Source organism: Cohaesibacter haloalkalitolerans, from assembly GCF_003574655.1.
In the GTDB taxonomy this organism is placed as follows: domain Bacteria; phylum Pseudomonadota; class Alphaproteobacteria; order Rhizobiales; family Cohaesibacteraceae; genus Cohaesibacter; species Cohaesibacter haloalkalitolerans.
In genome coordinates, this window is record NZ_QNUM01000002.1 from 696,790 (window position 1) to 721,279 (window position 24,490).

The window sequence follows — 24,490 nt, forward strand, 5'->3', positions numbered from 1 at the left end:
CCCGATCCCCGCAGTCAAAACTGCCGGACTTCCTTGCGTTGAGGCGAGCGGAAGCGGCTTCGGCACCAACAGGTTCGCCTATTTGGTTGCTTCAGGATGGCGCTCGGCCCGATTCTGTTGGAAACTGCCCCATCGGTAATCGCGTGGATCGCTGTTGCAAAATGGTTGCTTTCTTTTGGCAAGGTGCTGACGAATAGCGTCTGCTCTCTTTATACTCTTTGCATATTGCATGACTTTCGAACTGGAATTTCAGACATGGCACTCGACACGCGCAAATCCGGCCTTGGACCATCTGCTGATCTGGACCGCCTTGCTGGCGGCGGTCCGCTGAGCAGACTCTACAGTGCACGCTGGACACTGATCGTCGTTACCATCGGCCTTGTCTGGATTGCCATTCAGAATGACGGGGAGGTCTGGCACGCCGGTCTGGTGCTTCTGGCAGCGGTCATTGCCACGATGTTTTTCCCGCGCCGCCGCAAGGTGACACGCCTCAAGGCAAAGGTCGAGGCCCGGCGCAGGGCCATCATCCCGGACCTGCACATGCGCAATCTGGCCGCCGCCCTGCCCGACCCCTGCTTCATTCTGGACCGGCGCGGCATCGTCCGCTTTGCCAATCAGGCCGGATCAACCATCTTCGGCAATGTCAAGGAAGGCGACCCGCTGTCCTTCCGGATCCGTCAGCCGGACATGCTGGCAGCGCTCGACAATGTGCTCGATGGTGGACCGATCGAAAAGGTCGACTATACCCTCAAGAGTCACAGCGAACGCTTCTATGAAGCCTGGGTCACGCCCATTCACATGAACTCGGAGCCCGAAAAGGGTGGCCGGCCGGAATTCATCCTGCTGCTGCTGCATGACCAGACCGAACAGAAGAACATGGCCCGTATGCGCGCCGACTTCGTCGCTAACGCCAGCCACGAGCTGCGCACCCCCCTCGCCTCGGTGATCGGCTTCATCGAGACCCTGCAGGGACCGGCAAAGGACGACAGTGTGGCGCGGGACCGTTTTCTCGCCATCATGCTGGATCAGGCCGAACGGATGTCGCGCCTTGTCTCCGATCTCCTGTCCCTGTCTCGAATCGAAATGCGCGCCCATGTGCTGCCCGACACGAGGGTCGACCTCAGCAAGATCATGCGCCATGTGATCGACAGCCTGTCTCCACTGGCCTCGGATCTGAAGGTTTCGGTTGCCACCGACGGCCTTGACACGGAGGCATGGGTGGCCGGTGATCGGGACGAGCTGGTTCAGGTGTTCGAGAACCTCGTCGAGAATGCGCTCAAATACGGCAAGGACGGCAAGACGGTCGAGGTCAATTGCAGCCAGATGGTCGATGCAGCAGATGGCCGCGACTATTTCGCCATCAATGTCAGGGACTTCGGGCCCGGCATCCCTCAGGAGCATCTGCCACGCCTTACCGAGCGCTTCTATCGCGTCGATGTCGCCTCTTCCCGCGAGCAGAAGGGCACGGGGCTGGGGCTGGCCATCGTGAAACACATTCTCACACGCCACCGCGGCAAGCTTCTCGTTGAGAGTACACCCGGCGAGGGGGCGACCTTTCAGGTCCGTCTTCCTGCCATAAAAGCTGCGGATTTGTGACATCCACATGATAGTCCAAAAAATTCTCCATGTATTTCAGCGCCTTAAATTGTCACAAAACTGAAATATAGATGTCATATACCCATCACACGAGAGCGATAGGTTCGCGCTTGTCCCGGCCAACCGATGACCGAGCTTGCCAGATTGGAGCAAGCCTTTTCAGGAGGGTCGGCATATTCGTGAGCGCAAGATGAAAAGCCAATTGACTGGCTCGTCGCTCTAAAAACTGACTTATGGAGAGGTCAAGTGAAATTCGCTTCTTTTGCTAGCGCAGCTGCTATTGCTGCCACCGCCGTTCTCGCAGGTACCGCAGCTCAGGCTCGTGATCAGGTTCAGGTAGCCGGATCTTCCACCGTGCTTCCCTATGCAACCATCGTTGCTGAAGCTTTTGGCGAAAACTACCCAGATTTCAAAACCCCGGTTGTTGAATCCGGCGGCTCTTCCGCTGGTCTGAAGCAGTTCTGCGCGGGCGCCGGCGAAGACACCATTGACGTTGCCAACGCTTCCCGCAAAATCAAAGACGCTGAAATCAAGACCTGCGCTGAAAACGGCGTCAAGGAAATCATGGAAGTCAAGATCGGCTACGACGGCATCGTTTTCGCTTCCGACGTAAACGGCCCGGACTTCGCTTTCGAGCCGGTCAACTGGTTCAACGCCCTGGCTCCGAAGATCGTCAAGGACGGCAAGCTGATCGACAACTCCAACACCAAATGGTCTGACATCGACGCTTCCTTCCCGGATTGGGAAATCGCTGCCTACATCCCTGGCGAAAAGCACGGCACCCGTGAAGTTTTCGAAACCAAGGTTCTGGAAGCTGGCTGCAAGGCCTCTGGCGCTTATGACCTGTACATCGCTTCCGGCCTCGACAAGAAAGCCGCTGAAAGCGAATGCTTCAAGGTTCGCAAGGACGGTAAAGCCATCGACATCGACGGCGACTACACCGAAACCCTTGCTCGCATCGACAGCAACAAAACCGGCTTCGGCGTCTTCGGTCTTGCCTTCTACGAAAACAACATGGACAAGCTGAAAGTGGCTACCATGTCCGGCATTTCCCCGAACGCTGCAGTGATTGCAGACGGCACCTATCCGGTTTCCCGTCCGCTGTATTTCTACGTCAAGAAGTCTCACCTGGGCGTCATCCCTGGCCTGCAGGAATATGTTGACTTCTTCATGTCCGACGACATGACCGGCGAAGGCTCCCCGACCTCTGAATACGGTCTGGTTCCTGCTCCGGAAGCAGAACGCGAAGCCATCAAGGCTGCGATTGCTGAAGGCAAAACCCTTTAAGGCCTAGCCTGATGAGGGCCATGCGCGGGCGAGGCTTGCGCATGGCCTTTTTGTAATTCCGTCAGTTCATGATCCTTCTGGCTGACAAGCGACCGATGAAAAGACCCCGTCTTCTGCCAGCTCGCTGGCTCTGCCGACGGGGAGACGTCAAAAGGATCTTCTCCGGCGCTGCAGCCTTCTTCACAAGGCGCGCCAGCGGAACAGACCCGGCAGAAGACCCGCGTTCGAAACTGATATGCGATAATCGAAATCGCTCAAGGGGCAGATCATTATGAGCCCGTTATGGCTTTTGGCAGCTATCGTTGTTTTCGCGCTGATCGGTGCAGCTCTGGGGCGCAATCGCGCCGTGTCCTGCGTCAACGGAAACATAGCTGAGCTTCATTCCCGTCCCGGATATTACGGGTCCTATGTGATGATATGGACCGCGCTTCCGGCGATTTTCTTCATGGTCGCAGTGCTCATGGCACAGCCCTTCTTCAACAGTTCAATTATCGATTCCGAACTGCGCGCTGGCTACAGCCAGTCGTGTGACCGCGAAATGGCCCGCACCAATGGGGATGCGGACGCCAAGCTTCCGGCCATCTGTGCAGACAAGGAACAGTATGAAACCCTTGACACTCGCCGCGCCCTGATGAAGAGCGTGGTTGAAAGCGTTGCTGTCGGGGTCAGCCTGCTTGACAAGGCAACCGCCGACAAGCTGCACAACGGCCTTGTCGCCGTGCGCCCGACCCTGAAAGAGGTTGGCGTGGCACTGGCCGAAGACGTGCCGACCCCGGTTGTCGATGCTGCCAACAAGCTCAATGAAGCCAAGAAGACCGGCGACTATATTCTGCTTGGTGGCGTGGGGCTGCTGCTGATCATCGGGCTGGTGCTCTCCTACCTGCGCGTTTCGCCGCGACTGCGCGCCAGAAACCTGGTGGAAACCAACATCAAGGTTGCGCTGGTGCTGGCCTCCTCGATCGCCATCCTGACGACGGTCGGCATCGTCATGTCGATGCTTTTCGAAGCCATCCACTTCTTCAACAAGGTGTCGCTGTCCAACTTCTTCCTTGGAACCCAGTGGGATCCGCGCTTCACCTCTGCCGGGCGTGCCGGTGGCGGGGAAGGCTCCTTCGGCCTGTTGCCGTTGATCTGGGGCACGCTCTATATTTCGCTCGTGGCGCTGCTGGTTGCCGTGCCAATCGGCATGTTCGCCGCCATCTATATGGCCGAGTATGCCAGCAACACGGTTCGGGCCATTGCCAAGCCGCTTCTGGAAATCCTCGCCGGTATCCCGACCATCGTCTACGGCTTCTTTGCGCTGGTCACGGTCGGTCCGTTCCTCAGGGATACGGGCGCGGCAATCGGCCTTGATATCTCGGCCAACTCCGTGTTGACCGCAGGCTGCGTGATGGGGATCATGCTGATCCCGTTCATCTCCTCCCTGTCGGACGATATCATCACGGCCGTGCCGCAGTCGCTGCGCGACGGCTCTCTTGGCCTTGGCGCAACCAAGTCCGAAACCATCAAGAAGGTCATCCTGCCGGCAGCTTTGCCGGGCATCGTCGGCTCCATCCTGCTGGCCGCATCGCGCGCCATCGGCGAGACGATGATCGTGGTGATGGCTGCCGGTATCGCAGCCAACCTGACACTCAATCCGTTTGAGGCCGTGACCACAGTGACCGTCAAGATCGTCAGCCAGCTGACCGGCGACCTCGAGTTCAACTCGCCCCAGACCCTTGTGGCCTTCGCGCTGGGTATCACCCTGTTCGTTATCACGCTTGGCCTCAACATCTTTGCCCTGCACATCGTGCGGAAATATCGGGAGCAGTATGACTGATGACTGATACAGCCAACCAATCAACCGAGATGCTTGCCACCAGCAAGAATCGTGATCTGGGCCTCAAAAGGCGCTACGGTCGTGAGCGGCGCTTCCAGGCGATGGGCATCGCGGCCATTACCATGGGCGTTCTGTTCCTGTTTCTGCTGTTCTGGTCGATTGTTACCAAGGGCTATACGGCCTTTCAGCAGACCAAGATCCATCTGGACATCTATCTCAGCGAGCAGTTGATCGATCCGTCGGGCAACCGCGACATCAACGTCATCCAGATGCCGATCCGCTACAACAAGGTTCTGGAAGCCGCCATCTACAAGGCTGCTGGCATCGACCCCAAGGACAAGACCAAACGCAACGCCATGCGCGAGGCCAAGAGCCTGCTGTCAAAGGGCGCATCCGTTGATCTGCGCGATCTGGTGGTCGAGAACCCGAGCCTCATTGGCACCCGCATCGACTATTGGGCACTGGCCGACGGCGACGTGGACAGCTTCCTCAAGGGCCAGATCCCGCGCGACATTCCCGAATCCAAACGCAAGATCAGCGACGCCCAGATCGCGATCATCGACACTATGGCCGAGAAGGGTGTGCTCGCAAAGCAGTTCAACAGCAATCTGTTCTTCAACGGCCCGTCTTCCCGCCCCGAATCCGCCGGTATCGCCGTTGCGGTTATCGGTTCGGTGTTCATGATGCTGATCGTTCTGGTGCTGGCCTTGCCGATCGGGGTTGCCGCCTCGATCTATCTTGAAGAATTCGCACCCAAGAACCGCTGGACCGACCTCATCGAGGTCAACATCAACAACCTCGCCGCAGTGCCGTCCATCGTCTTTGGTCTGCTGGGGCTTGCGGTGTTCATCAACTTTGCCGGTCTGCCGCGTTCCGCCTCGCTTGTCGGCGGTCTGGTGCTGACCCTGATGACCCTGCCGACCATCATCATCGCCACCCGTTCGGCGCTGAAGGCGGTTCCGCCCTCGATCCGTGAAGCGGCTCTGGGTGTCGGGGCTTCCAAGACGCAGGCGATTTTCCATCATGTCCTGCCGCTGGCAACTCCCGGCATTCTGACCGGCACCATCATCGGTCTGGCGCAGGCTCTGGGTGAAACGGCTCCGCTGCTGATGATAGGCATGGTGGCCTTCGTGAAGGACTTCCCGGCGACCCCGCTTGATCCGGCAACGGCTCTGCCAGTGCAGATCTACATGTGGTCGGGCGAGGCCCAGCGCGCCTTCACCGAGCGCACGTCAGCCGCGATCCTGATCCTTCTGGCGTTCCTTGCGTTGATGAACATTTCCGCGGTGCTTTTGCGCCGCCGCTTCGAACGTCGCTGGTAAGGCGGCATAGCAAACAGGTTTGTACTGCCGGGCAGCCGCAAGAGATGGCGCCTGGCGATCACAGGACAAAGAAAGCATTGATCATGCAGGATACCAACCAGACCTTCAAGGCGGACAGCGATGTCCGTTCCAACCCGATCAAGATGTCGGGTGAAAAAGTGACCGTCCATTACGGCGCCAAGCAGGCCCTGTTCGATGTCGATCTGAAGATCGAGGAAAATCAGGTGACGTCGCTGATCGGCCCGTCCGGCTGTGGCAAGTCGACCTTCCTGCGCTGCCTCAACCGCATGAATGACACCATCGACATCTGTCGCGTTGGCGGCACCATCAAGCTTGACAGCACGGATATCTACAATCCGGACGTCGATGTGGTCGAGCTGCGTGCCCGCGTCGGCATGGTGTTCCAGAAGGCCAACCCGTTCCCTAAGAGCATCTTCGAAAATGTCGCCTATGGCCCACGCATCCACGGACTTTGCCGCACCAAGGCGGAAATGGACGAAATTGTCGTCACCTCCTTGCAGAAGGCTGGCCTGTTCGAGGAAATCAAGGATCGCCTTGATGAGCCAGGCACCGGCCTTTCCGGTGGTCAGCAGCAGCGCCTCTGCATCGCCCGCGCCATTGCCGTCAGCCCCGAAGTCATCCTGATGGACGAACCCTGCTCGGCGCTCGACCCGATTGCCACGGCCAAGGTCGAGGAACTGATCGACGAGTTGCGCGAGAATTACACCATCGTCATCGTGACCCATTCCATGCAGCAGGCTGCCCGCGTTTCCCAGCGCACCGCCTTCTTCCATATGGGCAATCTGGTTGAGGAAGGTCCGACCGACCAGATCTTCACCAACCCGGTTGATCAGCGCACCCAGGATTATATCACCGGCCGTTTCGGCTAAGTTATTTATTCGCCTTCTCTGGCCCGAGGAAACAGCTATCCTTTCGGGCAGACTGCGAATGCAAGGAGAGATTCGAGATGAGCGAACATACAGTCAGCTCCTATGATGATGACCTGCGTGGCTTGACCGGTCGCATCGCCGAAATGGGTGGTCAGGCCGAACGCATGGTAGAGGAATCCATCAACGCCCTGATGCGTCAGGACGTGGCGGCGGCACAGGCAACAGCTGCCAAGGATGCCGCCATCAACAAGATGGATCAGGAAATCGAGGAAAAGGCCGTTCTGATCATTGCCCGTCGCCAGCCGATGGCACAGGACCTGCGTCAGATCATCGGTGCCCTGCGCATCGCGACCGATCTGGAACGCGTGGCCGATCTGGGCAAGAACATCGCCCGCGCCACCAGCGCGCTTGAAGGCAAGTCGCCTCCCAAGCAGCTTCTGCACGGCATCGAGCACATGGCCGAGATCGCCCTCGACCAGCTGCGCTCCGTGCTTGACGCCTATACCACGTCTGATGCAAACGCCGCCATTGCCGTGGTCAAGCGCGACGACGAGGTGGACCTGCTCTATCGCTCGCTGTTCCGCGAATTCCTCACCTACATGATGGAAGATCCGCGCAACATCAGCTATTGCGCCAACCTGCTGTTTGTCGCCAAGCATCTGGAACGCGTCGGCGACCACGCCACCAACATTGCCGAAAGCGTCTACTATGTGAAGACCGGCAAGGTGATGGAAGATCGCACCCTGTGACACCCGCGAGGGGACTGGCAACCGGTCGGCCCCCTCCTCCAACTCCCGGCGAAAGCCAGGGCAGACAGGGCACAGGCCCTTGTGTCTGTCCTCACCAAAGGTCAGATCCGAGCGACAGTTTCATGTCCGCCGTCCGGATCCCAGAATGCGGAAAATTGGTTATGAGCCCCAAAGTCATGATCGTTGAGGATGAAGAAGCCCTCAGTTTGCTTCTTCGCTATAATCTTGAGGCCGAGGGCTATCAGGTTGAAGTGATCGCACGCGGCGACGAAGCCGAGAGCCGTCTGCAGGAAGAACTGCCAGACCTGTTGCTGCTCGACTGGATGTTGCCCGGCCTGTCCGGTATCGAGCTGTGCAGACGGTTGCGCGCCAAGCCGAAGACCGTCAAGCTGCCGGTCATCATGCTGACGGCCAGAGGCGAGGAATCCGAACGGATCAGAGGGCTTTCCACTGGTGCCGACGACTATGTCGTCAAGCCATTCTCCGTGCCCGAACTGATGGCCCGCGTCCGCGCCATCCTGCGTCGGGCCAGCCCCGATCTCGTGGCAACGATCCTGAAGGCCGGAGATCTGGAACTCAACCGGGAAACCCATCGGGTCAAGCGCGCCAATCGCGAGGTCAATCTGGGGCCGACCGAATATCGGCTGCTGGAATTCCTGATGCAGAATCCGGGCCGTGTCTATTCGCGCGAGCAACTGCTTGATGGCGTCTGGGGCCATGATGTCTATGTTGATGAACGCACCGTCGATGTCCATGTCGGCCGCCTGCGCAAGACGATCAACCGTGGCCGCGCCAAGGACCCTATCCGCACCGTGCGTGGCTCCGGCTACAGCTTCGACGACCAGTTTTCCGTCGAGTAGGTCCGCCCTCCGTTTCGAGTCACCCTGTGTGGTAGACCATCCAATGAAAAGCCCTGCTTCCAGACCGGAGCAGGGCTTTGATTGTATCTGCCTCGAGCGGTGACCGCTGTTAGCGGGTCTTGACTTCCGTCAGGCTCGATCCACGGTTCATCAGCAGCGAGAAAAGACCCTTTCTTGCAGGCTTTTCTTCAACGAGGGCTGGCTTGTCGTTTCTTGCCAGCTTTTTTGGCTTCACCACCTTCTGGTTCTCGGCAGCGCTGGCCTGCCTTACCGGTCGGGCGGATGGCAGGTCAGGCTTGGTCAGCACGATGAAATCGGTTCCCACCGGGGTCGTTTCATGACTGAAGCCGCGATCGGAGATGGTGATGGACGAGCCGCTGTTGACCAGCAGATCGATCTGGGCACGCACTTCCTCGGGGATCTCAATACGGTCGAGCACATCGGCGGAAGCAACCAGTCCACCCAGCTCCTGATCCTGTTCAAGCCCCAGACTGCTCTGCATCGTCTCGTTATAACGATCGGTCAGATTGACAGACAGCCAGTTCAGCTTGCCAGCCTCGGAGGACGAATGGGTGGCTGTGAGCAGATGAACACCGAGCGGTTCGGACGGGTTCTTGATCATGATCGGCGCATCGAACAGCGGTTTGAAATTGGAGCGCACATAGATGTGGCCGGTGGGCACCTCACCCTTGCCAGCGGCATGATAAAGCGCAGCCAGCAGGTCCTTGTCGATGACCGCCTTGAGTGGCTCTGTGTTGGCTTCGATGCTGCCCTTTCGTGCCTCGATGAAGGCCCGAACGGCGTTGTAGGTGGCTTTGCCTGCCAGACCGTCCGGCTCACCGGCATCAAACCCGAGGCTGTTGAGCATGACCTGAACCTCGCGCACCAGATTGCCGCGTGGCTGGCGGGTGATGAACACCCGGATCGGGGCCTTGCTCTGCCGAACCTGATCGAGAAGATTGAGGCGCATGGACAATTTGGCGGCCAACGGGTCCTCAGACGGTTTGTCGGACAGCAGTTCGAGCTTGCCATGCCCCTTGGCCGGTTCTGCTGGGCCAAGGCTCAGCTCTGAAAGCTTGCTGGCCAGCTCGACATTTTCTGGCTGGAAAAGCGTGGCGCTTTCAATCAGCTGCGGTTCTGCCTCGCGGTTGGCGATGATCACATGGGCACCGCGCTCTGTCATGGAAAACAGTTCGCTGGCAAACCCGCGCGGCAACCGCACGCAGCCGTGCGACGCCGGATAGTTGGGAACGGAATTGGATTCATGCAGGGCAACGCCGGACCATGTCAGGCGCTGCATGTAGGGCATCGGGGCACTGTCGTAGATGTTGGAGAAATGCTGACGCTTTTTCTCGAGGATGGAGAAGATGCCGGTCGGGGTCGAATGACCAGCCTTGCCAGTCGACACGCGGGACGTGGCAATGACCTCCTGCCCGCGGTAGACCTTGAGACGCTGATCCTTGCGGGACACGATAATCTGGATCGGTTCATCACCGGCACTTTCAAATGCAGCCTGAACAGTTTCGGCTGCCGTACCGGTTCCAGCGACCTCTTCAAGAGAGGTTTCCGTCGCCAAACCTGCGCTCACACTCGAAAGGAGAAACCCTGCCGTCAGAAACAATTGCCCTTTACTCTTCATCATGTCCCCCAAAACTGTCGCAGCCTTCCAGCGCTCTTGTTGAACCGCAACCGGACCCGTCCAGATCCGCTCACATAAGATAGTACAATCACTTAAACGAAGCGAGTCGTTGCGCCCGCAATCGGCATATAGGCTGATTTTCTATCACCACATTCGCTCTTATGCCATCGTGAGCCTTAAAATCGCCCTAATATGCAAAGATACGCACCGCCCCGATGACGTTGCAAGCAACCAGAGCGTTCGTGATGCTCAGTATATCTTTTCCACCGACGCCTAAAAAATAGAACCATTGCATAGAAGAACGCCATAGTTTCAAACAACGAAACAAAACTCATGTAAAAATTTCCAATATTTCGACTTATAGTCAAATACAATATCTTTATTTCAGAATTGCCATCAAAAGCATCATTTAATGGCATTTCATCGACGCCTTTAATTGCACCTATATTAATCAAACATCCATTCAACGTACAATTCTATATTTTTCTGTTTCCTTTTTGCGAATTAGTCACTATTCCTTAGTGCTTCTTTAGATAAACTTTAAAGAACGACCCCCGATGCGTCTGCCGCCTGCAAAACGGGTCCTGGTGAACGAGTAGCGACAGGCGCAAATCCGGACAGTCTTCTCTCCTCCCACCGAAGGCTGCCCAAACCGAAGGAGAGGAGACCCAAATGACAACAACAATTTCTCCCACCGGTATTGAAAGACGTTTTGGCGATTCCGAGATTCTGGTGAGCCGAACCGACAAGGATGGTTACATCACCTACTGTAATGGCCTTTTCCGGGACATTACAGGCTACGGCAACAAGGCCCTTGTTGGTCAACCACACAATTGCATGCGCCATCCCGACATGCCCCGTTCAATCTTCATGCGGCTGTGGGATGGACTTGATGAGGCAAAAGAAGACGTTTTCGCCTATGTCCAGAATCTGGCCACCAACGGTGATCACTACTGGACCTTTGCCCGCATTTCTCCTGCCCGCGACGACAAGGGCGACGTGGTGGGCTATGAAGCATCGCGGCGCGTGCCCAACCGGACCGTGGTTCGGGAGATCATCGAGCCACTCTACAAGGAGTTGTGTGACATCGAAGCCAAATTCGATGACGCGGACGAAGGCCTGAAAGCCAGCAATGATCATCTCAGCGCCCTGCTGAGAGACAAGTCCACGTCCTACCGGCACTTTGTGCTTTCCCTCTGATAAGAGGCGGGTTCGCACATCACAGTGATACCCAACGGGTCGGCAGTACCCCTGCCGACCCTTTTTCGTTGCCCTTATCTCGCCCAGACAGCTCCAGAGCAACAGCCCATTGGCTCCGCATGATCAAAATCAAACTCTTTGGCGTTTCCCGCATTGACTTCGCAAGCGCTTTGCTTATGGTTTGCGCCCATGACAGATCACCCATCCCGGACCGGCAGTCCGGCAGTTGGGGCGATCTTCCGGCCGTTATCACCATCAACACGACTAGCTGAAAGCAAGAGACATGACTCAAGTTGATCTGACCGCGCTTCAAGGCACGATTGAAGAAGGCTTCGATGCTCGCGAATCCATCAATAGCAACACAACCGGCGACATCAGGGATGCGGTTGAGAAAGCTCTCACTCTTCTTGATAACGGTATTGTACGCGTCGCTGAAAAAGCCGCCGACGGAAACTGGGTCGTCAATCAGTGGCTGAAGAAGGCCGTGCTGCTGTCCTTCCGCCTCAATGCCATGGAAGTCATCAAGGGTGGCCCGGGCGACGCGACCTGGTGGGACAAGGTTCCTTCCAAGTTTGACGGCTGGGGCGGGATCGATTTCGAGAATGCCGGTTTCCGCGCCGTGCCGAACTGCATCGTGCGCCGCTCTGCCTTCATCGGCAAGGGCGTTGTGCTGATGCCGTCCTTCGTCAATCTTGGTGCCTATGTTGATGAAGGCACCATGATCGACACATGGGCAACCGTCGGCTCTTGCGCCCAGATCGGCAAACATGTTCACATTTCCGGCGGCGCTGGCATCGGCGGCGTTCTGGAGCCGCTGCAGGCTGGCCCGGTTGTCATCGAAGACAATTGCTTCATCGGCGCCCGCGCCGAAGTGGCCGAAGGCGTGATCGTGCGTGAAGGCTCCGTTCTTTCCATGGGCGTCTATCTGGGTGCTTCCACCAAGATCATCGACCGCGCCACCGGCGAGATCTTCATGGGCGAAGTGCCTCCCTACTCGGTTGTCGTTTCCGGCACCATGCCCGGCAAGCCGCTGCCGGATGGCACCCCGGGGCCGAACCTTTATTGTGCCGTAATCGTCAAGCGCGTCGACGAGCGCACCCGCTCGAAGACCTCGATCAACGAGCTGCTGCGCGACTGATCAGCCGACAGGTTTTTGCGCAGAACTCCATTGTCCCGTCTCTTTCACCAGAGGCGGGACTTTTTTTACTTTCCCGCTTGACCTAGAGTGCACTCTAACACTTAGCCTCCGTCTCCATCGAAACAGGAGCAGTCCCTTGAAGATTGGAAATCTGGCCCGGCTGACCGGTCTGTCCGTCCATACCATCCGCTATTACGAGAAGATCGGGCTTCTGCCCGATGCCTCCCGTGATGCCGGTGGGCGGCGGCAATATGGCATGGAAATCGCCAGCTGGCTGACCTTTCTCAAGCATCTCAAGGCAACCGGCATGGGCATTTCGGACATGGTCCGCTACGCCCAGCTGCGCGCCGAAGGCCCGCACACGGCCACCGCCCGGCGGGAGATGCTGGAAGCCCGGCAGCAAACGGTGCTGAGGCAGATTGAAGATTTGCAAGCGACGCTGCCTGTTCTCGATCAGAAAATCAATTTCTATCGCGACATGGAAAAAGCCCATGTCATGGAGGCAGAACATGCGACAGACACAAGCAAAATCCCCCGTATCCGACAATCAGGCAAGCGCCCTTGAGCGTGCCCGCGCCTATTGCGACGCCCATCATCCCGGTCTTGAGGCAACGCTGAATGACTGGTTCGGCGACATGCTGCCAGAATTTGGCGAAAGCCTGATCGAGTGGGCCTATGGCCGCCATTACTCCCGGCCGGGGCTCGACAGCAAAACCCGCCAGTTGGCAACCGTTGCCGCTCTCACGGTATTGGGAGGGCAGACCGCACCACAGCTCAAGATCAACATCGAACACACCCTCGCTGTCGGGGCAAGCGAACAGGAGATTGTCGAGGTGATCTGGCAGATGGCGGTCTATGGCGGCTTGCCAGCAGCCATCAACGGCCTTACTGCCGCCAGGGAAGTCTTTGCCGCCCGCAAGGCTTCGGTTGCCTGATCCGCGATTACCCGGTTCTGGCCCCGATTGCAGCTTTCATGCTGGTCGGGGCTGGCACCTGTCCCTCTTTTCCCTCCCCTATTGGGGGGATAGGGGCCTTTGGATAATTGCCGCCCCTTGCCATGCACGTTAAGCTCTCAATAACAGGAAAGTGATCCTCGTCCACCCCGGCCTCTTCCAAAGGCCAGATGGCAGGATCATGAAGAATGGGGGGACTGGAGATGACGTTCGAGGGACTGCTATTTGACAGCCGCGGCGAGATAGGACGAAGAGATTTCTGGTTTGCCCATCTGTTCCTGTTCCCGATGGAGGTTGGCGCCGCCTTCCTGTTCCGGGTCGACAAGAACGAGCTGTGCACACAGGATCCCTCTACCTTCCTTGGCAAATCCTATTATGTCGCTCTGGCCATCATGGCCTTTGTCTTTCTGTTCATGTGGTATTGTGTGGTCATCAAACGACTGCACAAGCTGGGCCGCGGCCACAAGAGCTTCTTTGCCTATGCCATTCCCATTCTGCTGACGCTCAGCGCACTGGCTCCGCATTTTCCGCTTTCCTGCACGATCGAGTTCAGCAGCCGGCTGATGTATTTGACACCACTCATTCCCTTCTGGCTGATCTATTTCGTTGATCTTGGCATCATGAGCCACCGGAAACCCCAGTCGGAAGATGAGAACGACCAGCCGATGACGGCGATCTAGTCACCCCCCTCCCGCTCACCTCCCATTCACCTCCTCAGGCAGGGTTTCATCCGGCCGAGGCTATCTTGCTTCTTTGGTCACGCTTCTGGGATCACGCTTCTGGGACTGTTGTCACAAAGCGGTTGAAGGCTGGCGACGGCACGCTTATGCTCGCCCCGAACTACAGACCTGCGCCCGCACGCCTTGCCCCCGAGGCCTGTCGGCGCCTTCATCGCTTATCATCCATAGAAAGCGCCCGAGAATGACCAAAGCTCCTTCCGCGACGGACCTTGCCTGCGCCCTCATCCAATGCCCCAGTGTCACCCCGAAGGAGGCCGGAGTTCTGGCCTATCTGGAGCGGCAGCTCAGCCCGTTCGGCTTTGAAATCCACCGTCCGGTCTTCTCCGAGCCCGGCTATCCGGACGTGGAAAACATGTTCGCCAAAATCACCGGTGGCGATGGACCGCATCTGGCCTTTGCCGGTCACGTCGACGTGGTGCCCGCTGGCGACGAAACCCTGTGGACCCTCCCCCCGTTCAGCGGCGCAGTGAAGGATGGCCTTTTGCATGGTCGCGGCGCTGCCGACATGAAGGGCGGCGTGGCAGCTTTCGTTGCCGCCACCCTGCGCTATGTCGAGGCGCATGGCGAGCCGAAGGGCACGGTTTCCTTCGTGCTGACCGGCGACGAGGAAGGCCCGGCCAAGAACGGCACCGTCAAGCTGATGCAATGGGCCGCCGAGCGTGGCGAACAGTTTTCCGACTCCATTGTCGGGGAGCCGACCAATCCGAACCAGATGGGCGACATGATCAAGGTCGGTCGCCGTGGCAGCCAGTCTGGCACCCTCACCGTAAGCGGCAAACAGGGGCATGTGGCCTATCCACATCTGGCCAGCAACCCGGTTCCGGTTCTGGCCCGTCTGGTCGAACAGATCAGCGCCGAAGTTCTGGATCATGGCACGGATTTCTTCCAGCCGAGCAATCTGGAATTCATCTCCATGGACGTGGGCAACGAGACCTGGAACCTCATTCCCAAGAGCGCCTCGGCCCGTTTCAACGTTCGTTTCAACGACCTGTGGAATGCGGAAAAGCTGGAAGCCTTCGTGCTGGAGCATGCCCGCAAACATCTCCCCGATGATGCATTCACACTCTCGCTGACCCTTGAAGACGACGGCAGCGAGGCCTTCCTGACCCGTTCGGAAAGCCTCATCGGCCGCTTTTCCAAGGCGGTGGAAGCCATCACTGGCCGGACGCCGGAGCTTTCTACCGGTGGCGGCACGTCGGACGCCCGTTTCATCAAGAACTATTGCCCGGTGATCGAGTTCGGCCTCGTCGGGCAGACCATGCACATGATCGATGAGCATGTCGCCGTTGCCGACCTCGAGCAGCTCGCCGACATCTACTATGAATTCATGCTGCAGTATTTCGAACGGTAGGACCGACTGCTCCTGCAATCTGTGGGCGGGGCTGGCCTTGTCAGCCCTGTCTGCATTCGGGCTAGTCTCCTGATCATCAGATGCCTTATCGTCTTTTACGCATTTCTCACCGACTGAACGGCGCTCAATGACCTATATTGTCTACCATCTCGAGCTTCTGTGGGCCTTTGTACGCGGCAAGAGCGATGCGCTCTACGGGATCGATGCCACGCGGCGCGGCTTCTGGCGATCCTTTATGGCCATTCTGCTGGTCGAGCCGCTGGGCATGTTCTATGCCCTGCTGTTCGGCTATCTGGACGAAGTGCTGCTGTTCCGGTCGGGCGGCTTTCCGCTCTATCTGTTGCAGCTGTTTCTCGACTGGGGCCTGCCCGCCATCCTGTTGTTTGCGCTGCTCAACCTGCTTGGATACAGGGACAGCTATATTCCGCTTATGGTCAGTTACAACTGGCTCAATGTCATCATGGTGGTGATCACGATCCTGCCCGGCGCGCTGATGACTGCCCATCTCATTCCGGTGCAACTGGCTGTCCTGCTGATGCTCGCCATCTATGGTTTTGCCATGTGGATCGCCTATCGGCTTTACAGTTTCGTGCTGCAATGCCCACCGTTTACGGCGCTTGGCCTGTCGATCCTGATGATGATCGTCGGGATTGCCTCTGCCTTCTGGCTGCAGAGCATCAGCCATTCGCTGCTTGTCGTTTCAGGCTAGTCTTTCTTGTGGCCCCGCCAGGGCTCCTCAACAATCTCGTAAACCTCATCCTCGCGATAATCAACGCGGGTGAGATAGAGTCCGTCCGGAGGGGCGACAGGGCCGCAGGCTTGGCGATCGCGGGCTTCAAGACTCTCAGTGATCCAGTCCACCGGCTTGCGGCCGGAGCCAACCTCGGCCAGCGAGCCGACAAACGAGCGAATCTGGTTGTGCAGGAACGACCGAGCCATGGCGTCGAGATAGACCCATTCGCCCTCGCGGCTGACGCGCAGCATCTCCATGGTCCGCCACGGGCTTTTGGCCTGACAGGCGGTGGCGCGGAAGGTCGTGAAGTCATGATGCCCGATGAGCCGGTCGGCTCCCTGCTGCATCAGTTCGACATCGATGGGGAAGCTATATTGCCAGGCGCGCCCCATCTCGAAGGTCAGCGGGGCGCGGCGGTTGCAGATGCGATAGCGGTAGTAGCGCTTGACGGCCTTGAAACGGCTATCGAACTCGCCGGTCACTTTCCATGCACCAAGCACCGCAACACCGGTTTCCTTGAGAAAGAAATTGAGCGCGGCGGTAATCTTCTGGCTGTGCCAGTCCCGTTCGAGATCAAAATGGGCAACCTGCCCCGTCGCGTGGACGCCGGAATCCGTCCGCCCCGCCCCGAACAGGGTGATCCGCTCATGGGTGAAGGTGTAGATGGAATCCTCGATCAGTTCCATGACGGAGGGCGCATTGTCCTGCCGCTGCCAGCCTGAGAACGGTCGGCCATCATATTCAATCAGAAGCTTGTAACGAGGCATGGCGTCTCTTCATCAGGCGATCACGTCGCCAATCTTCAGGTCGGCACCGCGCAGGAATTCGTCGGCCTTCATGGCGCCCTTGCCTGCCCGCTGCAACATGACGAGGCGAACCGCGCCCGCGCCGCAAGCAACCGTCATGGCATCATCAAGCAGCTCCCCCGGAGCGCCCTTGCCATCGGCCAGTTCCGAGCGCAGCAGCTTGACGCGCTGGGCCTTGCCACGGATGGTCATCTCGCACCACGCGCCCGGAAATGGCGAAAGGCCGCGAATGGTGTTGTGGATTTCGTCTGCCGGTCTTGCGAAGTCGATGCGGCTTTCCGCCTTGTCGATCTTTTTGGCGTAAGTGACGCCCTCGTCCGGCTGCGGGCGGGACTTCAGCAGCCCGCGCGACAGGGCTGCCAGCGCCCGGACCATCAGGTCGGCACCGAGCACCATCATGCGATCGTGCAAATCCTCGGCCGTCATCTCGGCGGTGATGGCAATGGTCTCGGACATGCAGATGTCGCCGGTATCAAGCCCTTCGTCCATGCGCATGACCTGAACACCGGTCTCCCGGTCGCCCGCCATGATGGCGCGCTGGATCGGAGCAGCGCCGCGCCAGCGCGGCAGCAGCGAGCCATGCAGGTTGAGGCAGCCTTCACGCGGTGCCTCAAGAATAGCCTTCGGCAGCAGCAGGCCATAGGCAACCACGACGGCAACATCGGCATCGAGCGCCCGGAATTTTTCCTGCTCTTCTTCCGATTTCAGTGACGTCGGTGTGAAAACAGGCAGGCCAAGCTGTTCTGCAGCCTCGTGCACCGGGGTCTTGCGCTCTTCCATGCCGCGCCCTGCCGGTCTTGGCGGCTGGGAATAGACAGCAACCACCTCGTGGCCCTGCCCGACGATTTCCATCAGGGTGGGAACCGAAAAATCCGGAGCCCCCATAAAGACAACGCGCAGCATGCTCGCCCCTTTCCAAGGTGGTGACGGTTTGACAGACGCCCTAGAGGACGCTCTTGTCCTTCTGTTTCGCCAGCTTGGTGAATTTCTTGATCACCCGGTCGCGACGCAACTTGGAGATATAGTCAATGAACAGAGCACCGTTCAGATGATCGAACTCATGCTGAGCACAGGTTGCATCAAGACCATCGAGCTCAAGCTGCTGCTCCTTGCCGAAACGGTCCAGAAACTTCATCGTCACAAGCTTGGGCCGGTCAACCTCCGCATAATATTCCGGAATCGACAGACACCCCTCTTCGTGGGTGTTCAGCTCTTCTGACTGCAAGATGATCTGCGGATTGATCATGCAGATGGGGGCGTTTTCCTCACGTGAGGTATCCATCACAAAGATGCGTCTGTCCACGCCCACCTGTATGCCAGCCAAGCCGATGCCCGGGGCCTTATACATGGTTTCCAGCATATTATCGAGAAGTCTGCGCAGATCATCGTCCACGCGCTCAACCGGAAGCGACTGCTTTCGCAGGATCGGATCCGGCAATGTTACAATATCCATCACTGCCATGAAGCTGAAATAAGCGTTTCCGCCGCGAGCGTCAATCGCAAAGCGCATCAAGGGACAGGAAAATCCTGAGCTTTTCGCATTAAGTCCAAACTTGGTCGGCCTTTAATATGTTCACTCTTTGTTTCTCACCATCCCCGAATCGCTCTATAGTCACGCCATGAATGACATCGTGATCACCATCGGCCAGCATGGCCTCACCACATTTCAGGTGCTGATCGGCGCTCTGGCGCTGATCGCAGGGCTTGTCCTGTCGCTGCTGCTGGGCTTCATGCGGCAGAACGGCAACCGGGAACAGGCGCTCTATGAGGCGCAGGAGCAGGCGCGAGCCCAGCGGGCGCAGGTGGAGGAGCTTTCCCGCCTGCAGGCCGAAATGACCGGGCGCATGCAGACGATGGCCGAGATCTTCTCGACCCGCCAGACCGAGATGTCCCAGGCGCTGACCAACCGGATGGACGGCATGGGCCATCGACTGACCCAGACCGTGACCCGCAGCCTTGGTGAACAGCAGAAGATGACCGGCGACCATTTGCGCGCGCTTTATGAGCGGCTGGCGGTTATCGACAAGGCGCAGGGCAATATCACCGAACTGTCCGGCCGCGTGGTGGAACTGCAGCAGATCCTTGCCAACAAGCAGACCCGCGGCACCTTCGGACAGGGACGAATGGAAGCCATCATCGAGGATGCCCTGCCAAGACATGCCTATGATTTTCAGTTCACCCTGTCGAATGGCAAGCGCCCGGACTGCGTCATCCACATCCCCAATGACACCGCCGTGCTGATCATCGATGCCAAATTTCCGCTGGAAGGCTGGACGGCGGTCAAGCAAGCAACCAACCCGGACGAGGACAAGGCCGCCCGCACCCGCTTCCGCAATGACATCAAGAAGCACATCAAGGATATTTCCGAGCGCTATTTCATCGTCGGCGAGACGCAGGACACGGCCTTCATGTTCGTGCCGTCGGAAAGCCTGTTTGCCGATTTGCACGAGCAATTCGACGACATCGTGCAGACAGCACACCGCGCCCGTATCGTCATTGTCTCGCCGTCACTGCTTACTCTGTCGATTCAGGTGATCCAGTCGATCCTCAAGGACGCCCGGATGCGCGAACAGGCCCATATCATCCAGCGCGAAGTGACCCTGCTTGTCGAGGATGTCAGCCGACTGGACGACAGGGTCTCCAAGCTGCAAAGCCATTTCGGCCAGGCGCAGAAGGATGTGGAGCAGATCCTCACCTCGACGGGCAAGATTGTCACCCGTGGCCGCAAGATCGAAGAGATCGACGTCAGCGAGCGGGAGCTGGAAGCTGCAGCACGGGAATTGACCCGGCAAGCGCCCGAGGACAGTCCGACCGAACCTCTGCCGGATCTTTCCGAAATGGAGACACCCGCAGTTCCGCTAAGAGCTCACGTCAAAGGCCCCTATGGCATTGCTGGCCCCAAGGACAGTAATGGCGACAACACCGGCGCTACCGGCTTTCGGTTCGGGCGTGAAGACGACTAGTTTTCAACCATTGCGACAATAGCACCTTGTCTCAGGGCTGCCTGCGATTCTAGTCTCACACAACGCCAATCCGATTGCAGGTGCACCATGCGCTTTCTTTTTCTTCTGTCAGCTTTTCTCATCTGTCAGCCAGCCTTTGCCAGCGACTTGCCGCATTATGACTCGCAAGGCTACTGCACGGCCTATGCGACAGGTCCGGACGGGCAAATTTCCAAAGATATCTACGATCCTTGCCTGACGTCTGAATATTTCGCTCAAGCGCAACTTGAGGACCGGTGGAGCGAGATCAGCGGCACGACCCGCCAGCTCTGTGACAAAGCCGCCCGTTCGGACAGGAACGACCGGTCCGGGTCTGGCAGCTATGGCCTGTTCAAGAGCTGCATTGAAAAACAGGAAAGGCAGGCGAAAGACCTGCCAAAGCCGTCCAACTAGCACACTGCAAACGGCTTGGGTTCGCGTGGCAAATGTCTCAGGGACCATTGGGCGGCCAGGTTGGGCGTCGCCAGGGCTCGCTATTCGAACACTTTGCGGCTGCGGATTGCCTGCAGCAGGGTGCCCTCGTCGAGATAGTCAAGCTCGCCGCCGATCGGCACGCCATGGGCAAGCTGGGAGATCTTCAGCGGCTCGTGGTCCGGATTGGCCGCCTTCAGCGCGCGGGCCTGTGCCTGCAACTGATCGGTGATGTAATGGGCCGTCGTCTGGCCCTCCACAGTGGCGTTGACCGCCAGAATGATTTCCTTGACCTCACCCTTGGCAGTACGGCGCAAAAGCCCGGCGATGTTGAGATCATCCGGCCCGACCCCGTCAAGCGGGCTCAGGGTTCCGCCCAGCACATGGTAGGGCGCATTGATGACCGATGCACGCTCCAGCGCCCAAAGGTCCGAGACATCCTCGACCACCACCAGAACAGAGGCGTCGCGACGGCTGTCGTTACAGATCGTGCAGGGGCTGGTGCTATCGATGTTGCCACAGGTCTCGCAGACCTTGATGGTCTCGACGGCCTCGCGCATGGCGTCGGATAGCGGCACAAGCAGCTGCTCGCGGTTCTTGATCAGATGCAGCGCCACCCGCCGGGCCGAACGCGGCCCCAAACCGGGCAGACGCGAAAGCAGTTTGATCAGCTTCTCAATTTCAGGTCCGGCAACATGACTGGCCATTCCATACCTCACCTTGCTGTCGCCTCACTCCGGGCGAGCGATCCCTCAGGATTTGCTGACGATTGCCGCGGCGGCCCCTGCCATGGCAACCGCACCGGTCCGATTGGCGATGCGCACCGCCCGCGGACTCTTCAGCAACAGTCGCGCCTTGCTGGCAAAGAAGACCCAGCCCAGATCGACCGTCGCCAGCGTGATCAGCATGGTGACCATCAGCTCGAACCAGCCCACCGTAGTGACCGAGCCGAGATCGATGAGCGTCGGCAACAGGGCGGCATAAAAGAGCATGATCTTGGGATTGCCCATGGTCACCGCGAACCCGGCCAGAAACATGCCGATACCGGATTTCCGGGTTGGCAGAACCTGCTCTTCCGCCACATCGTGACGGGACGCCCACATCCTGTAAGCCATATAGACCAGATAGCCGCAGCCGAGCCATTTGATGACGGCAAAGACCGAAGCAAAGCTGGACGCAACAACCGAGAGCCCGCCGATGGCCAGCGACAGCCAGACCGCCTCACCGAGCCACATGGCCACAACGAAGGGCAGCACATCGCGGTAGCCGCGGCTGAGCACACGGGCGACCAGCGCTGTAATGCTGGGCCCCGGCACGCTGGCAACCAGAAACAGGGTTCCGGCATATAGCAACAGGGAGGAGAGGGTCATCGGATCAACTCTTTTGTCACTGACAGAGAAACTGGCAGAAAGAACAGGCCAACACAATCAGGACAGCCAGATCAGAACGGCAGTTTCATGCCTGCGGGCAGGCCCAGATCGCTCGCCATGGACTGCATCTTGTCCTGCATGGCGGCTTCCACCTTGGCCTTGGCGTCATTATGGGCCGCGATGATGAGATCCTCAAGAATTTCCGCATCGTCGGCATTGATCAACGACGGGTCGATGGACAGGGATTTCATCTGACCCTTGCCGGTCAGGACGACCTTGACCATGTCGCCACCAGAGACGCCGGTTGCTTCCATTTCGGCGACCTGTTCCTGCATCTCGGCCATCTTGGCCTGCATTTCCTTCGCCTTCTTCATCATTTTCATCATGTCCATGGGATCTTCCTTTCATGGTGACGCCCCGGCGGCTCTGAAGCGCCAGCGTGCTCATCTGTGTTGGGTGTCATTCGGGTTAGCTTGCGTCGCCGACGGGGCTAGAAATCGTCCAGCCCCAGTTCATCGGCGTCATCGATCATCAGGGACATATCGCCCTCTTCTTCCGGATCTTCAACAACGGGGGCCAGAAATTCCTCTTCAAAGTCGCGATTGATGCGCACATCAACCACCTTGGAGCCGGGGAAGGCCTTGCGCACGGCTTCGACCAGCGGATGATGGTCGGCTTCCTCACGGGCCTGCCGTTCACGCTCTTCCTTGCGCTCGAAAAGGGTCGCGCCACCGCCTTCCTTGGCCAGATCAACCAGCCAGCGCTCGCCCGTCCAGTCGGAGAGCTTGCGCGACAGCTTGCTCTGCAACGCTTCGCCATCGACGCCATCATAGGCGACCACGACCCGTCCCGGTTCAACCGAAACAGGACGCACGGCGGATTCCAGAATGAACTGCAGGGCAATGTCCCGGTTGGACTTGGCCAGCGCGATAATCTCTTCAAAGCGAGTGATCACCGGTTTGACCGGTGACACCGGCGCCTGTCCGGCTCCGGGCGCAGACGCACTGGGCCTCTGCCGGTTGACCTGCACTTCGCTCTGGCTGGAGACCAGTCGCAGATTGGCTCTCTCGGCCTGTGCTGGCTCGGCATATCCCCGCAGTTGGTCCGGCGGCAGATCCTGCACGGGCACGTTGGCAGCATTCATGCCGCGCGAGGCCATGCCCGCCCCCGCCTGCATGGCAGTGGGGCCTGCGCCACCGGACGGCCCCGGGCCTTGCGGGGGAACACCCTGCGGCATCTGGGCCTGTTGCGTTGGCTGGGATGGCGAGCCGGGCACCCGCGCATCGGGCGGCGTGGATGGTCCCGATCCGGCACCGGTTGGCATCGGCGGACGGAAATCCTTGTTGGCCAGCATCCTGAGGGCTTCGTCGGGGCTTGGCAGATCGGCGACATAGGCCATTCGTACCAGCACCATCTCGGCAGAGGCCAGCGGACGCGGCGAAGATTGCACCTCTGCCAGCCCCTTGAGCAGCATCTGCCAGGCGCGGGAAAGAACCCGCACGGAAAGCGTCCCGGCAAAATCACGCCCCCGGGTTTTCTCGGCCTCGGTCGCGGCAGCGTCGGAGCTGGCGTCCGGGGTCAGCTTGAGGCGGGTAACCAGATGGACGAAATCGGCAAGGTCGGAGAGTACGACGGCGGGTTCGGCACCGATGTCATACTGGCTTTTGAGTTCATCCAGCGCCTTGGCGATATCGCCTTTCATCAGGGCCTCAAACAGGTCGATGATGCGGGCGCGGTCGGCAAGGCCCAGCATCTGCCGGGTGGTTTCCGACGTGATCCGGCCTGCGCCATGGGAAATCGCCTGATCGAGCAGCGACAGCGAGTCGCGCACGGAGCCTTCCCCTGCCCTTGCGATCATTTGCAAGGCGTCATCCTCGATCTCGACCTTTTCCCTGCCGCAGAGCTTCTGCATGTAGGTGGCCATTTCGCCCGCATCGATGCGGCGCAGATCGAACCGCTGGCAGCGGGACAGCACGGTGACCGGCACCTTGCGGATTTCGGTGGTCGCGAAGATGAACTTCACATGTTCAGGCGGCTCTTCCAGTGTCTTCAACAGGCCGTTGAAGGCGGCGGTCGAGAGCATGTGCACCTCGTCGATGATGTAGACCTTGTAGCGGGCGCTGACTGGCTTGTAGCGCGCCGCCTCGATGATCTCGCGGATATCGTTGATGGAGGTGTGGGAGGCTGCGTCCATTTCCATGATGTCCACATGGCGACCTTCCATGATCGCCTGACAGTGGGTGCCCATGCGGGGCATGTCGATGGTGGGCGCTTTGATCTCGCCGGGGATCTCGTAATTGAGGGCGCGGGCCAGAATGCGGGCAGTGGTGGTCTTGCCGACACCGCGCACACCGGTCAGCATGTAGGCTTGGGCGATACGCCCGGCCTTGAAGGCATTGGTCAGGGTGCGCACCATGGGGGCCTGCCCGATCAGATCATCGAAGCTCGCAGGGCGGTATTTGCGCGCCAGTACGCGATAACCTTCAGCTGTCTGATGTTCCTGATCGTCCATTAGGGAATCCCTAGCCTTCTTGCAAAACAGAATATGGCTATCCATAGCAGAGGAACGCGCGCTGCGTCACCCATCTTGTCGACGGAAAGTCAATTGTTGTTGAAAGCAGCCG

The 24,490-nt window shown here is 58.8% G+C and carries 24 protein-coding genes; 16 read left to right on the forward strand and 8 right to left on the reverse strand.

Going from position 1 to position 24,490, the window contains the following annotated elements; genetic code table 11:
• Positions 1–255 precede the first annotated feature (255 nt).
• The 7 genes from DSL70_RS07075 (at position 256) to phoB (ending at position 8,523) form a co-directional block, all read left to right on the forward strand.
• A complete protein-coding gene (locus DSL70_RS07075; protein WP_119307165.1) occupies positions 256–1,596 on the forward strand; it encodes an ATP-binding protein in 1,341 nt (446 codons plus the stop codon).
• Between the two features lie 246 nt (positions 1,597–1,842).
• The gene (locus DSL70_RS07080; protein ID WP_119307166.1) at positions 1,843–2,883 is read left to right on the forward strand and encodes a substrate-binding domain-containing protein; all 1,041 of its coding nucleotides are present in this window, start codon (positions 1,843–1,845) and stop codon (positions 2,881–2,883) included.
• Between the two features lie 271 nt (positions 2,884–3,154).
• The gene (gene pstC, locus DSL70_RS07085) at positions 3,155–4,702 is read left to right on the forward strand and encodes a phosphate ABC transporter permease subunit PstC (protein ID WP_119307167.1); all 1,548 of its coding nucleotides are present in this window, start codon (positions 3,155–3,157) and stop codon (positions 4,700–4,702) included.
• Positions 4,702–6,024, forward strand: a complete 1,323-nt coding sequence (gene pstA / locus DSL70_RS07090; protein ID WP_119307168.1) for a phosphate ABC transporter permease PstA — start codon at positions 4,702–4,704, stop codon at positions 6,022–6,024. The genes pstC and pstA overlap by 1 nt, the downstream gene beginning before the upstream one ends.
• An 83-nt stretch (positions 6,025–6,107) precedes the next feature.
• Positions 6,108–6,914 carry a phosphate ABC transporter ATP-binding protein PstB gene (gene pstB, locus DSL70_RS07095; protein ID WP_119307323.1) on the forward strand — a complete coding sequence of 269 codons (807 nt, stop codon included), beginning with the start codon at positions 6,108–6,110 and terminating at the stop codon, positions 6,912–6,914.
• 77 nt (positions 6,915–6,991) lie between these two features.
• The gene (gene phoU, locus DSL70_RS07100) at positions 6,992–7,663 is read left to right on the forward strand and encodes a phosphate signaling complex protein PhoU (RefSeq protein WP_119307169.1); all 672 of its coding nucleotides are present in this window, start codon (positions 6,992–6,994) and stop codon (positions 7,661–7,663) included.
• Between the two features lie 161 nt (positions 7,664–7,824).
• Positions 7,825–8,523: a phosphate regulon transcriptional regulator PhoB gene (gene phoB, locus DSL70_RS07105; RefSeq protein ID WP_119307170.1), complete on the forward strand. Its 699-nt coding sequence runs from the start codon at positions 7,825–7,827 to the stop codon at positions 8,521–8,523.
• A 109-nt stretch (positions 8,524–8,632) separates the two neighbouring features.
• Here phoB and DSL70_RS07110 read toward each other — a convergent pair whose 3' ends face one another.
• Positions 8,633–10,099: a L,D-transpeptidase family protein gene (locus DSL70_RS07110; protein ID WP_162916426.1), complete on the reverse strand. Its 1,467-nt coding sequence runs from the start codon at positions 10,097–10,099 to the stop codon at positions 8,633–8,635.
• 735 nt (positions 10,100–10,834) lie between these two features.
• Between DSL70_RS07110 and DSL70_RS07115 the strand changes: the two genes are divergently transcribed.
• The 7 genes from DSL70_RS07115 to DSL70_RS07145 all read left to right on the forward strand — a co-directional run bounded on the left by DSL70_RS07115 (position 10,835) and on the right by DSL70_RS07145 (position 16,253).
• Entirely contained in the window at positions 10,835–11,362 is a 528-nt protein-coding gene (locus DSL70_RS07115) for a PAS domain-containing protein (protein WP_119307172.1), read from the forward strand.
• A 283-nt stretch (positions 11,363–11,645) separates the two neighbouring features.
• Positions 11,646–12,500, forward strand: a complete 855-nt coding sequence (gene dapD, locus DSL70_RS07120) for a 2,3,4,5-tetrahydropyridine-2,6-dicarboxylate N-succinyltransferase (protein ID WP_119307173.1) — start codon at positions 11,646–11,648, stop codon at positions 12,498–12,500.
• A 136-nt stretch (positions 12,501–12,636) separates the two neighbouring features.
• Positions 12,637–13,065, forward strand: coding sequence for a MerR family transcriptional regulator (locus DSL70_RS07125; protein WP_119307174.1), 429 nt, complete (start codon positions 12,637–12,639; stop codon positions 13,063–13,065).
• Complete coding sequence (locus DSL70_RS07130; protein WP_205563180.1) at positions 13,010–13,435, forward strand: carboxymuconolactone decarboxylase family protein; 426 nt, start codon at positions 13,010–13,012, stop codon at positions 13,433–13,435. Before DSL70_RS07125 ends, DSL70_RS07130 begins: the two co-directional genes overlap by 56 nt.
• 206 nt (positions 13,436–13,641) lie before the next feature.
• Positions 13,642–14,133, forward strand: coding sequence for a DUF805 domain-containing protein (locus DSL70_RS07135; RefSeq protein ID WP_119307175.1), 492 nt, complete (start codon positions 13,642–13,644; stop codon positions 14,131–14,133).
• Between the two features lie 241 nt (positions 14,134–14,374).
• Positions 14,375–15,544: a succinyl-diaminopimelate desuccinylase gene (gene dapE / locus DSL70_RS07140; protein ID WP_119307176.1), complete on the forward strand. Its 1,170-nt coding sequence runs from the start codon at positions 14,375–14,377 to the stop codon at positions 15,542–15,544.
• Positions 15,545–15,671: 127 nt separating this feature from the next.
• A complete protein-coding gene (locus DSL70_RS07145) occupies positions 15,672–16,253 on the forward strand; it encodes a hypothetical protein (RefSeq protein WP_119307177.1) in 582 nt (193 codons plus the stop codon).
• Here DSL70_RS07145 and truA read toward each other — a convergent pair.
• Genes truA through def form a run of 3 tightly spaced genes read right to left on the reverse strand, consistent with a single transcriptional unit; the run spans position 16,250 to position 18,545 of the window.
• The gene (truA, locus tag DSL70_RS07150) at positions 16,250–17,044 is read right to left on the reverse strand and encodes a tRNA pseudouridine(38-40) synthase TruA (RefSeq protein WP_119307178.1); all 795 of its coding nucleotides are present in this window, start codon (positions 17,042–17,044) and stop codon (positions 16,250–16,252) included. The genes DSL70_RS07145 and truA overlap by 4 nt on opposite strands.
• 12 nt (positions 17,045–17,056) lie before the next feature.
• On the reverse strand, positions 17,057–17,983 hold the full coding sequence (gene fmt, locus DSL70_RS07155) for a methionyl-tRNA formyltransferase (RefSeq protein ID WP_119307325.1): 927 nt from the start codon (positions 17,981–17,983) through the stop codon (positions 17,057–17,059).
• Positions 17,984–18,026: 43 nt separating this feature from the next.
• The gene (gene def / locus DSL70_RS07160) at positions 18,027–18,545 is read right to left on the reverse strand and encodes a peptide deformylase (RefSeq protein ID WP_119307326.1); all 519 of its coding nucleotides are present in this window, start codon (positions 18,543–18,545) and stop codon (positions 18,027–18,029) included.
• A gap of 157 nt (positions 18,546–18,702) precedes the next feature.
• On the opposite strand from def, the gene DSL70_RS07165 reads away from it, so the two are divergent.
• Positions 18,703–20,046: a DNA recombination protein RmuC gene (locus DSL70_RS07165; RefSeq protein ID WP_119307327.1), complete on the forward strand. Its 1,344-nt coding sequence runs from the start codon at positions 18,703–18,705 to the stop codon at positions 20,044–20,046.
• A gap of 87 nt (positions 20,047–20,133) precedes the next feature.
• A complete protein-coding gene (locus DSL70_RS07170) occupies positions 20,134–20,478 on the forward strand; it encodes a hypothetical protein (RefSeq protein ID WP_119307179.1) in 345 nt (114 codons plus the stop codon).
• A gap of 80 nt (positions 20,479–20,558) precedes the next feature.
• On the opposite strand, the gene recR is transcribed toward DSL70_RS07170, so the two are convergent.
• The 4 genes from recR to DSL70_RS07190 all read right to left on the reverse strand — a co-directional run bounded on the left by recR (position 20,559) and on the right by DSL70_RS07190 (position 24,378).
• Complete coding sequence (gene recR, locus DSL70_RS07175) at positions 20,559–21,203, reverse strand: recombination mediator RecR (protein WP_119307180.1); 645 nt, start codon at positions 21,201–21,203, stop codon at positions 20,559–20,561.
• 45 nt (positions 21,204–21,248) lie between these two features.
• Positions 21,249–21,866 carry a LysE family translocator gene (locus tag DSL70_RS07180; RefSeq protein ID WP_119307328.1) on the reverse strand — a complete coding sequence of 206 codons (618 nt, stop codon included), beginning with the start codon at positions 21,864–21,866 and terminating at the stop codon, positions 21,249–21,251.
• A gap of 71 nt (positions 21,867–21,937) precedes the next feature.
• Entirely contained in the window at positions 21,938–22,258 is a 321-nt protein-coding gene (locus DSL70_RS07185) for a YbaB/EbfC family nucleoid-associated protein (protein ID WP_119307181.1), read from the reverse strand.
• Between the two features lie 98 nt (positions 22,259–22,356).
• A complete protein-coding gene (locus DSL70_RS07190; protein WP_205563181.1) occupies positions 22,357–24,378 on the reverse strand; it encodes a DNA polymerase III subunit gamma/tau in 2,022 nt (673 codons plus the stop codon).
• Positions 24,379–24,490: the final 112 nt, after the last annotated feature.